General features: G+C 52.7%; 11 protein-coding genes. 6 read left to right on the top strand and 5 right to left on the bottom strand.

All coding sequences use genetic code 11. The features are described from left to right. Positions 1–35: 35 nt before the first annotated feature. Positions 36–956: an aldo/keto reductase gene (locus NYE26_RS25855; RefSeq protein WP_339251154.1), complete on the bottom strand. Its 921-nt coding sequence runs from the start codon at positions 954–956 to the stop codon at positions 36–38. A 154-nt stretch (positions 957–1,110) separates the two neighbouring features. Between NYE26_RS25855 and NYE26_RS25850 the strand changes: the two genes are divergently transcribed. Further along, complete coding sequence (locus NYE26_RS25850) at positions 1,111–1,506, top strand: MerR family transcriptional regulator (protein WP_083685759.1); 396 nt, start codon at positions 1,111–1,113, stop codon at positions 1,504–1,506. Between the two features lie 108 nt (positions 1,507–1,614). After that, positions 1,615–4,680, top strand: coding sequence for a glycoside hydrolase family 2 TIM barrel-domain containing protein (locus NYE26_RS25845; RefSeq protein WP_339251152.1), 3,066 nt, complete (start codon positions 1,615–1,617; stop codon positions 4,678–4,680). A gap of 50 nt (positions 4,681–4,730) precedes the next feature. On the opposite strand, the gene NYE26_RS25840 is transcribed toward NYE26_RS25845, so the two are convergent. Continuing rightward, positions 4,731–5,612 (bottom strand): helix-turn-helix domain-containing protein, encoded by an 882-nt coding sequence (locus NYE26_RS25840; RefSeq protein WP_076085611.1) that lies wholly within the window; start codon positions 5,610–5,612, stop codon positions 4,731–4,733. Positions 5,613–6,181: 569 nt separating this feature from the next. Between NYE26_RS25840 and NYE26_RS25835 the strand changes: the two genes are divergently transcribed. The 3 genes from NYE26_RS25835 (at position 6,182) to NYE26_RS25825 (ending at position 9,722) form a co-directional block, all read left to right on the top strand. After that, positions 6,182–7,048, top strand: a complete 867-nt coding sequence (locus tag NYE26_RS25835; RefSeq protein ID WP_235192047.1) for an ABC transporter permease subunit — start codon at positions 6,182–6,184, stop codon at positions 7,046–7,048. A 36-nt stretch (positions 7,049–7,084) separates the two neighbouring features. Then, complete coding sequence (locus NYE26_RS25830; RefSeq protein WP_339251149.1) at positions 7,085–7,978, top strand: carbohydrate ABC transporter permease; 894 nt, start codon at positions 7,085–7,087, stop codon at positions 7,976–7,978. A gap of 148 nt (positions 7,979–8,126) precedes the next feature. Next, positions 8,127–9,722: an extracellular solute-binding protein gene (locus tag NYE26_RS25825; RefSeq protein ID WP_339251147.1), complete on the top strand. Its 1,596-nt coding sequence runs from the start codon at positions 8,127–8,129 to the stop codon at positions 9,720–9,722. 514 nt (positions 9,723–10,236) lie between these two features. Here the strand turns inward: NYE26_RS25825 and NYE26_RS25820 are convergent. From NYE26_RS25820 to NYE26_RS25810, 3 genes are all read right to left on the bottom strand, one after another. Next, positions 10,237–10,626, bottom strand: a complete 390-nt coding sequence (locus tag NYE26_RS25820) for a hypothetical protein (protein WP_209878977.1) — start codon at positions 10,624–10,626, stop codon at positions 10,237–10,239. 185 nt (positions 10,627–10,811) lie between these two features. Beyond that, a complete protein-coding gene (locus NYE26_RS25815; RefSeq protein ID WP_339251144.1) occupies positions 10,812–13,052 on the bottom strand; it encodes a helix-turn-helix domain-containing protein in 2,241 nt (746 codons plus the stop codon). Between the two features lie 200 nt (positions 13,053–13,252). After that, complete coding sequence (locus NYE26_RS25810; protein ID WP_076085625.1) at positions 13,253–14,008, bottom strand: AraC family transcriptional regulator; 756 nt, start codon at positions 14,006–14,008, stop codon at positions 13,253–13,255. A gap of 327 nt (positions 14,009–14,335) precedes the next feature. Between NYE26_RS25810 and NYE26_RS25805 the strand changes: the two genes are divergently transcribed. Beyond that, positions 14,336–15,478, top strand: coding sequence for a BMP family ABC transporter substrate-binding protein (locus NYE26_RS25805; protein ID WP_036731083.1), 1,143 nt, complete (start codon positions 14,336–14,338; stop codon positions 15,476–15,478). Positions 15,479–15,497 lie beyond the last annotated feature (19 nt).

The raw sequence follows: 15,497 nt of genomic DNA, 5'->3' as shown, positions 1-15,497 counted from the left end.
AAGGCGGCGCAGTCTATGCGTCGCCCTTATCTTCGTTAAGGCAGCACATTTCCCGCTGCGCGGTAGATCTCGTACCATTCCTCGCGGCTGAGGGTGATGCTTGAGGCCTTGGCGATGTCGAGCAGGCGCGCAGTGTTGGTGGTGCCGACAATCGGCTGCATTTTGGCCGGATGGCGAAGCAGCCAGGCGGTCGCGATGGCGGTATCGGTTACCTCTTTTTCTGCGGCAAGACGGTTAATCACTTCATTCACCTTAGGGAACTTCTCGTTGCCCAGGAATACGCCCTCGAAGAATCCGTATTGGAACGGCGACCATGGCTGGATGGTCATATCGTGCAGACGGCTGTACTCCAGGATTCCGCCATCGTGGACTACGGAACCCGCATTGGTCATGTTGACATTGAAGCCGGAATCTATCATGCCGGTAACCATGATGCTGAGCTGAAGCTGGTTGAAGAGGAGGGGCTGCTTGACATTCTTTTTCAACAGCTCAATCTGTAGAGGGTTCTGGTTGCTGACGCCGAAATGCTTGACCAGCCCTCTGCGCTCCAGATCATCGAAGGCTTCGGCTACTTCTTCAGGCTCCATCAGGGTGTCGGGGCGGTGGAGGAGAAGGACATCTACATAATCGGTCTGCAGCCGCTTCAAGCTGTTCTCTACTGAGCTCACGATATGCTCCTTGGAGAAGTCAAAGAAGCCATTGCGGATGCCGCATTTGGCCTGAATCATCAGCCGGTCGCGCATGCCGGGATTTGCAGCCAGTACATCCCCGAATACTTCCTCCGCTTTGCCGCCGGCATAAATATCCGCATGGTCGAAAAAGTCTATGCCGACCTCAAGGGCGCTGTGGATATGGACTTCAGCCTCTTTGGGAGACAAATCAGCGATTCGCATACAGCCGAGTGAAATCTCGGACACCTCAAGTGTACCGTTAGCCACATTAATTCTTTTTACCATTAATTATTCACTCCTTAAATGAGGGTATAGTGTAAGCTTAGACCTTAGAGTTAGGTGTAAGTCAATAGAATCATAGAGTGGCTGTTCATAGAAACGGATTGGTGTTACCTTTACATATAGGTGAAGCCAGCCATGGTTGGCAGAAAGGAGCTGCATGATGGGATACAGCATCAAAACCATAGCACAAAAAAGCGGACTGAGCCAATATACGCTGCGTTACTACGAACGGGAGGGTGTATTGCCGGTTGTGGCAAGGGATGTGAACGGTAACCGTTGCTTCAATGATGAGGATCTGGAGCTGATCTCGCTAATCTGCTGCCTGAAGGATACCGGAATGGCTATAGCGGACATTAAGCAATTCATTGCGTTCTCGCAGGAAGGCAGGGACCGTCTGCCCGATCAGCGCAAGCTGCTGCAGGAGCATAAACAGCATATCGATGAGAAGATTAAGTTCTTTCAGAGCTTTGCCAGGAAGATTGACCATAAGATCGCTTATTTTGCGTCATTGGAGAATGAAGCGAAAGCCTCCGGAAATCATAAAACCACCTGAAAAGTAAGTTATCTGCACCGAAGTTGTGATCCGCTTCTTGGAGCCGGGGCAAACTTTGGGTAGAATAAGGAACAGATTCACTTCAAGAAGATGAAGGAGGACACTATAATGTCAGGCAATGAACCTAGTCTGGATTGGCTGAGCGATGTATCTGTATTTAAGGTGAACCGGTTGGAAGCGCATTCGGACCACCGGTATTATAGAACGATGGAGGAAGCGGAGAGACAAGCCCCCATGGCGCTGCGCCACTCTCTGAACGGAGACTGGAAATTCAGCTATGCGGTGAATGCGGCAGCCCGTGTTAAGGATTTCTATAAGACGGAATATGATACGAGAGGCTGGGGGGATATCCAGGTGCCGGGTCATATTCAGCTCCAGGGGTACGGCAGGCCGCAATATGCGAATACGATGTACCCTTGGGACGGTCTGGATGCTGTAAGACCGCCGGAGATTCCGGTGAGCAGTAATACGGTGGGCAGCTATGTGAAGTTTTTTGAGGTGCCGGAGAATATGGGGAAGGGACCGGTCTTTATTTCTTTTCAGGGGGTAGAGGCGGCTTGTTATGTATGGTTGAACGGGCACTTCGTCGGCTACAGTGAAGACAGCTTCACCCCTGCGGAATTTGAATTGACACCCTATCTGCAGGAAGGAGCCAATAAGCTCGCGGTTGAGGTCTATCAGCGCTGCACGGGGAGCTGGCTGGAGGATCAGGATTTCTGGCGGTTCTCGGGGATTTTTCGTGAGGTGTATTTGTATACGATTCCTGAGCTGCATGTAAAGGATCTGCGGATTCAGGCGGGGCTGGATGCTTCCTATGAGGAAGGCAAGTTAACGGCTGAACTTCGCATGGCGTCAGAGGCCGAGGCTATGATCCGAATGGAGCTGAAGAATGCGGCAGGCGCTGTGGTGGCGACAGCAGAAGGACGGGCTGTGGCGGGCAAGGCGGCTCTGAGTATGGATGCAGGCAAGGTGTTCCTGTGGAGCGCGGAGAATCCGTACCTGTATAACGTCTGTATCTCTGTATGTAATAGCGAAGGGAAACTGGTGGAGGCGATTGTGCAGCGGGCGGGCTTCCGCGTGTTCGAGCTGAAGGACAAGCTGATGCTGCTGAACGGCCAACGGATCATGTTCAAAGGCGTCAACCGCCATGAGTTCAACCCCCGCACAGGACGGAACATCTCCAGGGAAGATATGATTAAGGATATCATCATCCTGAAGCAGAATAATATCAACGCAGTGCGGACCTCGCATTATCCGAATCAGACGCTCTGGTATGAGCTGTGTGATGAATACGGGGTGTATGTGATTGATGAGATGAATCTGGAATCCCATGGCTCGTGGCAGAAGATGGGCGCCGTTGAGCCGTCCTGGAACATCCCCGGGGATAAGCCGGAGTGGGATGGGATTGTCATGGACCGGGCGGTATCGATGCTGGAGCGCGATAAAAATCATCCGTCGATCCTGATCTGGTCCTGCGGCAATGAATCGTATGCGGGTGAGGTCATTCTCAAGGTGTCCCATTACTTCCGCAAGGCTGATCCGGGACGGCTGGTGCATTATGAAGGAGTCTTCCATAACCGCAAATATAATGACAGCAGTGATATGGAGAGCCGGATGTATGCCAAGCCCGCCGACATTGTGGAATACCTGGAGAATCAGCCGGATAAGCCGTATATCAGCTGTGAGTATATGCATGCTATGGGGAATTCGGTTGGAGGACTCCATAAATATATCGAGCTGGAGAGCCGGTATCCGCTATATCAGGGCGGCTTCATCTGGGATTATATCGATCAGGCGCTGGTAGCCAAGAACCGGTACGGTGAAGAGTATCTGGCGTATGGAGGGGATTTCAATGACCGGCCGACGGACTATAGCTTCTGCGGCAACGGGATCGTCTTCGCTGACCGGAACCTTACGCCGAAGATGCAGGAGGTGAAGTTCCTCTACCAGAACATCCGGCTTGTTCCTGAAGCGGATGCCGTGACGGTGATCAACGGCAATCTGTTCGAAGGGACGGAGCGTTTGCTGCTGGAGTTCCGGTTATTGAGAGAAGGACGGGAGATCTTCAAGGGGCAGAAGGAGATCCATGTGGCCGCGCAGGGGGAAGCACGGATTCCGTTGGAACTGCCGGAGGTGTCAGCAGAGCCGGGAGAGTACGCGCTGGTGGCAAGTCTGGTGCTGAAGGAAGCTGAACTATGGGCGGATTCCGGGTTCGAGACCGCTTATGGAGAGCATGTGTTCCGCGTAGAAGCAGCCGGGGTAACAGCAGGCGGGAAAAAGGCACTGCTGCCTGCGGCAGCGGAGTTCCGCGTCATTGAAGGGGATGTGAACATTGGGGTGAGCGGCCGCGGCTTCTCCGCGCTTTTCTCCAAGCAGGCGGGCACATTGGTGTCGCTCTGCTACGGTGGGCGTGAGATGATTGCGACTCCGCCGGCTCCATTGTTCTGGCGGGCCACCACCGACAATGACAAAGGGACCGCGCTGGGGTACCATGCCGGCGGCTGGTTCGCGGCCAGTCTGGCCCGCCAGTGTACGGCGGTCAGCCTGCACACCGAAGCAGACCGGGCTACGGTCAGCTTCGACTACGCCTTCAGCATCAGCAGTGAGCTGAAGGCAAGCATTGAATACACGGTCCATGCCGACGGCAGCGTCCGTGTCCGGATGGTCTACACCGGAGCAGACGGCTTGCCGGATGTGCCGGTAGTGGCGGTATCCTTCCGGATGCCGGCAGACTACGAGGCCTCCGAGTGGTATGCCCGCGGACCGGAAGAGAACTACAGTGACCGCGCGTATGGAGCGCGGCTCACCCGCTTCCGGCGTAAGGTGACGGAGCTGCCGTCACCGTATCTGGTGCCGCAGGAATCCGGCAACCGGACGGGCGTCCGTGAGGTGAGCATCACGGACAGCCGGGGGTATGGGCTGCAAGTTCAGGCGGCTGCGGGCCAGCCGCTGGAATGTACGCTGTCACCGTATACAGCGTTCGAGCTGGAGCAGGCAGCACATGCTTATGAGCTGCCTAAGGTGCACTACACGGTTGTCACCCTCGCGGCACAGCAGATGGGTGTGGGCGGGGATGACAGCTGGGGAGCGCCGGTGCATCCGGAATACCGGATCGCAGCGGGTCAGCAGCTGGAATTCGAGTTCACGCTGACGGCGGCATTGCCGGAGGCGTAATCATCACTAAGTAAACAGGCCATCAGCGTATTCTTCGCTGATGGCCTGTTTCATGAGAAGCGCTGCCGGTATTCGCGCGGCGACAACCCCTCCAGCTTCATGAAGCTGGAGCTGAAGTAGGAGGATTGGTTGAAGCCGACCTCTCCGGCAATCCGGGAGATCGGGAAGCTGGTCTGCATCAGCAGCAGCTTGCTCTGTCCGATACGGTAGCGGAGCAGATATTCCATGGGTGAACAGCCATATACCTTGTTCATGCAACGGGCGATATAGACCGGATGGAAGTTGAGGCTGTCTCCCAGCATGGCGGTTGTAATCTCTTCACGGTAGTGGGTGCGGAGATAGGAGGCGGCCTGCTCGGCACATAGGGTGGTTTGGGAGCTGCGGTGCTCCGGGTTCACAGAAGCGGCCAGCTGCTGCAGAAGATCCTGGAAGAGGAGCTGCTGCCTGAAGCGGACGGCTTCGAGGTGGGCGGTGGCCTGCAATTGCGTGAGCTGCTCCAATACCTCGTAAGCTCTGTCCGGCAGAAGTAAGTTAACAAACTGCGATAACACCAGATTGAAGGAGCTGATATCGAATAGAGAAGCGGGATGCTCTCCTGTAGTCTCAGTCAGAGTGCCGGAAGCGGACCCTGTCACCGATAAGGCGGGCAGGTCATGGAAGGTCTGAAAGTGGAGCCAATGATAGGCCGTATCCTCCTTGCAGCCTTCGGTTCCAAAGTGGTGGCAGTCGGGGCGAAGGATCAAGGCATCGCCTGCCTTCACGGTGAAGCGCTGCTCCTCCTCGCCGATATACAGGCATCCCTGCTGGACAATGAGCAAGTCAAATACCTTGATCTGCTGGCGGCTCCGGTGCTGATAGCCGGGCTGGCAGTGATTGAGGCCGCTGGCTATATAATGCGGCAGGGGAGGGATGCGGAACAGAAGCGGGTTCATGGGCTGGCCTCCTGAAGAAAGTTTGGATATTGAAAGTTTAGGTTGGAGAATTAGTACATTTCCCAGAGTATATCACCTATAATTTATTACAGGCAAGTTTAAATCGTAAGGCTGTGGATAGGTCCAGCGCGACCACCCGAATTCCCCCGGATTCTTCTCCTTAAGGAGTACTCCGGGGGCTTATTTGCGTTGAACTTGCGATTACTGCACAAATGTATGATAAGTGCACAGTGCGGTTAGCCGTAAAGTACAGGAATATCCCGAAGCTTCACTGTTCAGCCGCAGGAGGCTTCTTCTATACTCAGGTCATACATTGGATTTCACGAAGCCGCAGGGGCCATCAAGGCCCACGGGCAGAGGCTTCGAACCCAGTGACGCGGCAACTTATCTATAGGCATAGGAGAGTGAAGGCTTTGAGACACCGCAAACGCAAGACCGGTATACCGCTCGTCACCCAGCTTCCCTTGAAGGGAACAGGCGGGCTGTCCCCGCAGCTTGAGTCCGGCACCCGGAAGACAAGGAAGAAGGGCTTCGTGCATGAGCTGGTCCATAACCGGATTCTGTTCCTGATGCTGCTGCCTACGCTGTTGTTCTTTCTAATTAACTCGTATTTTCCGATGGTCGGGGTCTATTATGCGTTCACGCAGTTTGATTTCAATTCCGGGCTGTTCGATGCTCCCTTCGTGGGGCTGAAGAACTTTGAATTCCTCTGGAAGTCCGGCACGCTGGTGAAGCTGACGCTCAATACGATCGGCTACAATCTGGCTTTTATTTTACTCGGGAATGTGCTGGCAATTATCTGTGCGATTCTGCTCAGCGAGCTGCGGGTGAAGTGGTTCAAGAAGCTGACCCAGTCGGTCATGTTCCTGCCGTATTTCGTATCGTTCGTTATTCTGAGCGTTATCGTCTACAATGTGTTCAATTATGATAACGGTTTCTTGAATACGCTGCTGACTCAGTTCGGGGCGAATCCGGTGGATGTCTATAATAATCCGGTTATCTGGATTTTCCTGATCATTCTCTTTTATCTCTGGAAAAATCTCGGCTATAGCATGGTCATCTACCTGGCCTCCATCACGGGCATCAGCGAGGAATACTATGAAGCGGCCAAAATTGACGGTGCCCACATTTTTCAGCGGATCTGGTATATCACGGTGCCGATGCTGAAATCGACCTTCGTCATGCTGCTGCTGTTCTCGCTGGGGAGTATTATGAAGGGGCAGTTTGACCTCTTTTACCAGCTGATTGGCAATAACGGGGTGCTGTACAATACAACGGATATTCTGGATACGTACGTGTTCCGCTCGCTCAAGGTGACCTTCGATGTCGGGATGGCCACGGCGGCCGGCCTGTACCAATCACTGTTCGGCTTCTTCCTGATTATGACGGTCAACTATATCATCCGTAAAATAAATGACGATTACGCCTTGTTCTAGGTTGTGCGGAACCTGCTGCGGAAGGAGAGAAAGAGCATGCAAATCAAAGACGACTCGTACACCAGGCTACTCCAGGCAGTGGCTTACACCGTAATTATACTGGGCTCCTTAGCCTGTCTGATTCCGTTCCTGCTGATTATTTCGGCTTCCTTGACGGCTAATGAGTCCATCATCAAGGATGGGTATCATTTCATCCCGGCGCAGTTCTCGCTGGAGGGCTACAAGACGGTATTCACCTTCCCTGATGAGGTACTGCGGGCGTATGGGGTGACGCTGTTTACTACGGTGACGGGGACGACGCTGGGACTGTTCTTCATGACGATGGCCGGGTATGTGCTGGCCCGCAAGGATTTCAAATACCGCAATACCTTCTCGTTCTATATTTACTTCACGACCCTGTTCGGCGGGGGACTGGTGCCCTGGTACATTATGATCACCAAGTATCTGCATCTAACGGACTCTTACGGGGCGCTGATTTTCCCTGGCCTGATGACGCCGTTCCTGATTATTCTGATGAAGAATTTCATCCGCTCGGCGGTGCCGGAGGAGCTGTTCGAATCGGCCAAGATTGACGGGGCGGGGGATTTCAAAATATACTGGCGCATTGTGCTGCAGCTCTCGATGCCCGGAATTGCTACGGTAGGCCTGTTCCTTGCGCTGGCTTACTGGAACGACTGGTTCTCCTCATCGCTGTTCATTAATGATCCGCATAAGTATCAGCTGCAGTTCCATTTGTACAATGTCATCAACTCAGCCTCCTTCATCGCCAATATGGGCGCGGGTACCGGGGTCAGCTTAGGCAGTGATCTGCCGACAGAATCCACCAAGATGGCGATGGCGATTGTGGTCACGGGACCGATTCTGTTCCTGTATCCGTTCATCCAGCGTTATTTCGTGAAGGGTCTGACAATCGGAGCGGTCAAAGGTTAGAACCGGCTGGCAGACTGTACCTTTACCGTACATCTGCTATATCGGCTAACATAGAGTTAGACACAAGGATGGTATGCTTCCGGGTAGAGAACTGCACGAGGGCATCGGGAAAGCGTGGGCTTACAACAAATTCTAGGAGGGTTCATTCATGAGAAAGAAAGCAGGCAGACGATCTTTGGTTACGCTTACAACGGGGATGCTCGCTCTATCGCTCCTGGCCGGTTGCGGCGGGGGGAACAGCAATGGCAATACCGGCAGCGCCGGGAAGGACGGCAACGCAGGTACACCGGCTGCATCAGAGGGAGCGGCGAAGGCAGCGGATACCGGAATCGACACCTCGAAGAAGGTGGAGCTGCAATTCTATATGCTCGGCGATGCTCCTAAGGATCTTCCGGCCATCCAGGCGGAGGTCAACAAAATGGCTGAAGCAGACCTGAACGCCACGGTGAAGTTCAACTTCACCAGCTGGACGGACTGGGATCAGAAGTATAAGCTGCTGCTGTCCTCCGGGCAGGCAATTGATCTGATTTTTACGGCAGACTGGACGCAATATCAATCCTATGCGAAGCGCGGTGCCTTCCTGGCACTGGATGATCTGCTGCCTAAGGCGGCATCCGAGCTGCAGAAGTTCGTCCCAGAGAAAATGTGGGAGGATGTTAAGGTTGACGGTAAAATCTACACGGTTCCGGCGACCTTCAAGGAGTATGTAACCAACGGGTTCGTCTACCGCGAGGATCTGCGCAAGAAATACAATCTCCCGGAGCCCAAGGACTTGGCCAGCTATGAGGCTTACATGGACGGCATTGTCAAAAACGAGCCGGATATGATGCCGATGTCCCTCAATAGCGATGTGGGGAACAATCTCCATTATATCTATACGGAGCTGCATAAAATGGTCGGCGCGCTGCCGTACGGCATGGGTGTGAAGTATGATTCTCCGTCCACGGTCTACTCCTACTGGGGCTCCGAGGAGCAAAAAGAAGAGCTGAAGATGATGAAGCGCTGGGCCGATAAAGGCTTCATTCCAAAGAATGTGCTGAATATTAAGGATACGATGCAGGACCCGGTCACTTCAGGTAAAGCGGCCAGCATGTTCGGGGACAATCCTAACCGGTTCAATGATATGAAGATGAAGATCAGCACAACTCATCCGGATTGGGAGCTGGCGTATTCTCCTTTCGGCTTAACCACCGGCTATGCGACCCCTGTACATCCGATTCACAACGGGTTCGCTATTCCGAAGAGCAGCAAGAACCCGGAGCGGGCGCTTGCCTTCTATCAGAAGATGGTGCTCGACAAACGGTATAATCAGCTGACGCAATACGGCATTGAAGGCAAGAACTACACAGTAGAAGACGGCTATTACAAGCTGGTCGGCACCAGTACCTCCAATGGCTTCACCCGTGAGGGTATGAACGGCTGGGCTTGGAGAAATCCGGAGTTCATGCTGTTCGACAAGGGTTTTGACGGGGTCAAGGCGATCTTTGATGAGCTGGATAAAATCCAGAAGCCGGACCTGTTCCTTGGCTTCGCTGAGGACTACAGCTCTTATCAGGCAGAGAAGGCTGCGCTTGAGCAGGTAGAGAAGCAGTACCTGTTCCCGCTGGAGGCCGGACTGGTGGATGATGTGGATAAGGGCCTGGAGACCTTCATGCAGAAGGCCAAGCAGGCGGGCCTGGAGAAGATTCAGGCGGAGTGGACGAAGCAGTGGGAGGCTTATGTTGCTGAAAAAGGTCTAAAATAATGAGGGGAGCCCCGGGAGCCGAATGGCTTTTGGGGCTTTTTGTGCCCGGGGGTGCTGGGGTGGGGCTGGAGCTGGAGCCGAAGTTGGTGCTGGAGTGGCGATGGCGCTTGGGTGGACGCTCCGAAAACGGAACGATGTTCCGATCGCTGTTGTGTCCGGATTTTTTGATTTTACCTTAGCGGTGAAAATCCGGACACAAAGGCGAACGCTCCGCTTCTCCACATTCATTCCGTTTTCTCCGCTGTTTAAGCGCTGGGACACCTGCGTCAACCCCGGCCCTCTTGCCGCGTCAGCCCTACAGCCTCCGTGGCAGGTGGGGAGAGCAGAAGAGCCCGTCTCCACGAATCTGGAGACGGGCTTGAGGTGAAGCGTACCCTAGCTTCTCCGTGCACACGGAGAAGGGCTTGGTGTTCCACCAAAGCGAACAAAAGAGGGCTTGATGTTCCACCAAAGCGATTAAAAGAAGGCTTGGTGTTCCACCAAAGCGTTACTGTACCATGGATGATAAAGTGTGCTATCTAGTCAATTCTATGAAAAATTGCTGTAAGTCCAGTTCTGATTTTATATTTTCAATTACGTTTTTCAGTCCAGGAACCCACAGCAGAGTGTCTTGCCGAATATAGTTTAATACTATGGCACAACTCCGTTCAAACTTTTCAATATGCGGACTGTGTTCATTTGTCAAAACATTTCTGACCTCTTCTGCTAATTTCATATAATCTGAGTTAATGTGATCCTGTTTACTAATTTCAGCAGGTTTTAATTTGGACCACACATAAGCTCCTCCTTCAACAACTGCTTCTGATCCTTCTAAATATTCCAGGAATGAATCCTCATTAATAAATTCATCGATCCGCTCCTCCAGACCTTTGAAAGCTTGAACAAAATTAATAACGTCTTCCAAAAAAGACACCTCCCGGATAAATAAGAAGATATGATTTTTGCTTGCTGTACAATTTCCTCAGTTAGCAAACCAATCTTATGTGATTTTAGTATATCGTGTTTTTTAACATTTTCAATTGTGAAAATGTTAACAAGTTGAATCTAAACTGGGGCCACCGCCCCAGATCGAAAACTTACAAATACGATTTATATAGTCCGCACACTCTTTAACCGGCGGTAGTCGGTAGGCGTCGTACCGAAGCTGCGCTTGAACATCCGGTGCAGGTAGGAGCTGCTGGTGAAGCCGCAGCGCTCGGCGATCGCGGTGACGGGCAGGTCGGTGTTCTCCAGCAGGGCGCACACTTCGCGCATCCGCACCTCCAGGATGACATCGACGATGCTGTTCATGGTCTGCTGCTTGTAGAGGCGGCTGATATAGATGGGTGACATGTCCAGTTCATCGGCGATCTGGTTCAGGCTCAGATGAGGCTTCATGTAATCCTCATTGATCTTGGCGTTGATCTGGCAGATGAGGTCGTGCTGCTTGGTGTTCTTTTTGCCGGCCAGCTGCTCCTGCAGGGTATGGAAGAGGGCGGTGAAGGCCTCCTCGAGCTCCTCTATCGTCTCGATAGCGTCCAGGCTCGGCAGCTCGGCCATTCCATCGATTTGTAAGCGGTTACGCTTCTGGATAGTGTTCACGATCTCTCTAACGGTGACGCTGAGCCTGGACACGGTTAACTGCGCGGTCTGGTAAGGGAAGGCTCCGGTCTCGCGGATCATCGCGCTGAACTGCTCGGCGGCGTCCGTCAGCTTGCCGCTCAGCAGCGCATCCGCTAGCCTCTTCTCCTTGTCCGCCGGATAATGATAAGTGCTGGACTCCAGCGCACAGATGTCCCGGGCATTCAGGATACTGCCATGCCCATAGAACAGGCGGTGATTCGACGCCTCGCGGACCTGCTGATAGAGCTGATGCAGATGGCTGGCATTACGGTCGATATGGCTGTAGGTCAGGGTAAGGCTGATCTTCAGATAGTCGGAGCAGGCCTGCTGAATCTGCCGGAGCAGGGCTTCGATTAGGCCGGTATCCGTATATTCCATGGGATCGATAATGTTCAGCAGCACCAGAATCCCGTCATCGTTCATATCCACAGTCTCCACGCGGTAGGTCTGGCCGCAGATCTCGGAGACGATGTTCATAATGGCGAATTTGGAGGCCAGCAGATAAGAGGAGCGGGCTTCCCGGAACTCCCGGTAACGGTCAATCCGCAGCAGGATCAGCCGGTAATCATCATTGAAGGTGAAATGAATGCCGAGCTGGCGCAGCTTCTCTACCTGCTGCATGGACTGCAAAGGCTTCAGGCCGAGGATCAGGTCCCGCAGTGTATTTTGCCGGATCATGAACATGCTGTCGCGCTTCTCGGTCTCCAGAATATGCATCTCGCTGACAATCCGGTTCATCGGCAGGTAGAGGCTTCTGGACATGATCCAGGAGAGGCCGATGCCGGCCACCAGCACCAGACCTGCGATCAGCAAGGTGGTGTTGCGGATGTTGTTGGTCTGCTTCGTAATGATCTCATACGGCGTAATTCGTACATACTGCCAGCTTAAATCATCCGGTGCCGTATAAGAGATCAGCGAGTTCACGCCCCCGAAGGGAGCGATGAAATACCCGGCCTCCCGGCCCTTGATCCGCTGCTCGATGAATCCTGCTTCCTCCGGGGTCAGCTCCTGCTGCTTCAGGCTGTTGCTGGAGCGGAAGGCGCCCTGATCATCCAGAATATAGGTCGCGCTGGTGGAATCCGCCGGGCTGGCGATCTCTTTGTTGATCCACGGAGCCGAAATATTCACAATCACCGCCGAATTAATGGCCCGGTCCCAGCCGATCGCATCCAGACACAGGAAGGTGTAGGCACGGACCTGATCGTTCTCCTGTGCGCCGTTGGAATAGACTCTGGGAATGGGAGTGAACGCCTTATAGTTCTGATAGTGGCTCAGGATATCCAGAATGGAGGTATCGACCAGCTCCTTCTCGGTATACACACCGTTCTGACCATGGGAGGAGGCAACATACAGCTGTCCGCCCTTGGGATTATATACATAGATGGATTCAATATAAGGCATGGAGCTTAGATAGTTGCCCAGCTCGGACATGGCGGCGGTGACATCGTAGATGTCCGGCTTATCGTAGAACACGATTTTGGAGATGGTGCTGTTGCGGTAGATTTGAAAAGAAAGCGATTGCGCAGCATCCGTCATGTTCACGACCTCGCGGCTGGTCTGTGTGAGGTTGCCTAGGTCGGACTGGAAGGTCTGTTTCTTTTCTACGCCGATATAGTAGTTGTAATAAATGATGGTGGAGACCAGAAAGGTTAAGGAGACGCAAAGCGTAATGCTGACTAGCAGTCTGCTGTACAATGCCCGTTGATTGCCGATCTTGTTCAGTCTCATCCAAAGTAGCCCCCTAACTCACTGTGTATTCTTGCGGGTACCGTCCTTGTCATAAATGTTCATAGTACGATTATAAGCTCCAGACTATGAACAGGACAGTAGAACAAGCTTATAACTGTGAACAGGCCGGACCCCTGCGCAGTGAACAAATGCAAGATTCGTGTACAAAAGCTACTTGTGACAGGGGAGGGGGCTATTCCCTATATGACTCTGCTCTGAATGCGGAAGGTGCGCGGGGAGAGGCCGATCTCCCGTTTAAACATATTGCAGAACTGGGCGTCGTTGACGAATCCGGCTGCAGCCGAGACCTCGGAAATATGCATTTGGCTGTGCAGGAGGAGCGACTTGGCATAATCCAGGCGTTTTAGTAAAAGATAACGGTGGGGAGAGTGCATGAACCGCTCCTTGAACAGATGCCGGAAGCGGTCATAGCTGTAACCGGACATCTCTGCCAGCGAGGCCACCGAGAGCTTGTGGCGGTAATGCTCGTTCATATAATTGAGCACATACTGCATCTGATCCTCTGCCGGGGAATGGAAATCGGAGGCGCTGAGCAGCCGCTGGAGATAGACGGTAATTTCACTCATCTGCAGATTCAGCAGCTCGCTGAACCCGTCGCGCTTGCGCTTGAACTCAGCGCTCATCCGCTGCAGGGTCTGTAGTACTGTGTGCTCTTTATCATCGTCAAACACACCGGACAGCGAATTGATCACCGGATTGCCGCAGTGGAAGCCGACGAACAGCACCTCCGGGCTGGGCTGATGATTCTCATCATGCTTGAAGCCGGCCGGAATGAGGGCGAAGGTAGAGGGCCGGAAGTGATAGCTGCGCTGGCCGATGCTGCAGGTGCCCTGACCGTGGATGTAATAGACAAGCTCGAAGCACTCATGCTGGTGCGGAGGGATATAGGTACCTGCTTCATGTTCTGCATTTACAATATATAGGACACGATCCATGATGAGCCTCCCTTGATCGTCATTTAGCCGAATCGTACAAAAACATGACCGAAAATATATAAATATTTATGTTTTCATTTGATATGATCTTATCAATAAAACCGAAGATTCTCAACTAGACTGGCCATCTTGTTCGGATATTTTACGGTTTTTTAGCGAAATGTAACATGAAATGTTTGGTTTTCAGAGTAAAATGCTTATTTTCAGAATTTCAACAGTCGCTTATTCATGCTGCCCGATTCGATGGGACCAACAAAACGTGTAATTGGGATTTTATGCTATTCAGGCAGGGTGGATCTATTACAAATAGGGGTGTGAACTTAGAACATGAAAAAGAAAATGCTCACTTTAATGTTGCTGGCAGTTATGGTACTGGTCGCTGCGTGCGGGAACAACAAGTCCGGGAACGGGAATGGTGCGACAGCAACTCCGGGAACGGATGCGGAAGGCGGCGGCGCGGCTGCGGGGGACAAGCTCAAGGTGGTGCTGCTGATTCCGGGAACGCTGGGGGACAAGTCGTTTTTTGATGCGGCGAACAATGGTCTGCAGAAGGTGAAAAGCGAGCTTGGCGCAGAGACGAAGGTTGTGGAAATGGGCGCTGACAAGACGAAATGGGAGCCGACTTTTAATGATATCGCTGCTGAGGATTGGGATGTTGTCATCTCCGGCGGCTCGGAAATTACAGAAATGTTCAATGCAACGGCAGAAGCAAATCCCGATAAAAAATTCATTAACTATGACACCGACATCGAGGAAGCGCCTGCCAATATGTACAATATGTCTTACTCGACCAATGAGGTCTCCTTCCTGGCCGGAGCGGCTGCGGCGCTTGCTACCCAGTCTGATATGCCTAATGCCAACAAGGACAATGTGATCGGATTCCTGGGCGGAATGGACATTCCCGGCATCAATGCCTTCCTGGTCGGATACATTCAGGGAGCACAGTATGTGGATCCGGAAGTGAAGGTAGCGGTCTCTTATGCCGGAGATTTCGTGAACCCTGCCAAGGGCAAGGAATTGTCGCTGATCCAGTATAACTCGGGTGTGGATATTATTTTCAACGTAGCGGGCGGTACGGGCCTTGGCATCTTCGATGCAGCGAAGGAAAAGAACAAATATGCGATCGGCGTCGATTCTGACCAGGCGATGCTGCTGAAGGATACGGATAGTGTGAAAGCCAACCTGATCGTTACTTCTGCAATTAAAAAAATCGATTCGGCCATCCTTGGCGCAGTGAAGAAACTGCAGGACGGCACGCTTGAAATGGGTAAACGCGATGTGCTTGGCTTCGTTGAAGACGGCGTGGGCATTGCCGAGAACGAGATCTACAAGGCGGCATTCCCGGCGGAATTGCAGACCAAGATTGAAGAAGTGAAGCAGAAGCTGATCAATAAGGAAATTAAGGTGGATAATGCAATGGGTATGGAGACTTCTGAAGTGGAAGCGATCCGTAATGCCGTTAAACCTTAAGGACATGAATAAAACTTTG

Origin of the sequence: Paenibacillus sp. FSL P2-0136 (genome assembly GCF_037975325.1) — a bacterium.
Taxonomy (GTDB): domain Bacteria; phylum Bacillota; class Bacilli; order Paenibacillales; family Paenibacillaceae; genus Paenibacillus_AQ; species Paenibacillus_AQ silagei.
Note: the sequence above shows the minus strand (reverse complement) of the source record. Positions and strands in the feature narration are given on the sequence as shown.

What these genes read in the sequence shown, in the direction of transcription:
- NYE26_RS25830 (WP_339251149.1), top strand. Translation starts at nt 7,085, where the DNA reads ATGCAAATCAAAGACGACTCGTACACCAGGCTACTCCAGGCAGTGGCT.
- NYE26_RS25835 (WP_235192047.1), top strand. Translation starts at nt 6,182, where the DNA reads ATGCTGCTGCCTACGCTGTTGTTCTTTCTAATTAACTCGTATTTTCCG.
- NYE26_RS25825 (WP_339251147.1), top strand. Translation starts at nt 8,127, where the DNA reads ATGAGAAAGAAAGCAGGCAGACGATCTTTGGTTACGCTTACAACGGGG.
- NYE26_RS25840 (WP_076085611.1), bottom strand. Translation starts at nt 5,612, where the DNA reads ATGAACCCGCTTCTGTTCCGCATCCCTCCCCTGCCGCATTATATAGCC.
- NYE26_RS25845 (WP_339251152.1), top strand. Translation starts at nt 1,615, where the DNA reads ATGTCAGGCAATGAACCTAGTCTGGATTGGCTGAGCGATGTATCTGTA.
- NYE26_RS25810 (WP_076085625.1), bottom strand. Translation starts at nt 14,008, where the DNA reads ATGGATCGTGTCCTATATATTGTAAATGCAGAACATGAAGCAGGTACC.
- NYE26_RS25855 (WP_339251154.1), bottom strand. Translation starts at nt 956, where the DNA reads ATGGTAAAAAGAATTAATGTGGCTAACGGTACACTTGAGGTGTCCGAG.
- NYE26_RS25815 (WP_339251144.1), bottom strand. Translation starts at nt 13,052, where the DNA reads ATGAGACTGAACAAGATCGGCAATCAACGGGCATTGTACAGCAGACTG.
- NYE26_RS25850 (WP_083685759.1), top strand. Translation starts at nt 1,111, where the DNA reads ATGATGGGATACAGCATCAAAACCATAGCACAAAAAAGCGGACTGAGC.
- NYE26_RS25805 (WP_036731083.1), top strand. Translation starts at nt 14,336, where the DNA reads ATGAAAAAGAAAATGCTCACTTTAATGTTGCTGGCAGTTATGGTACTG.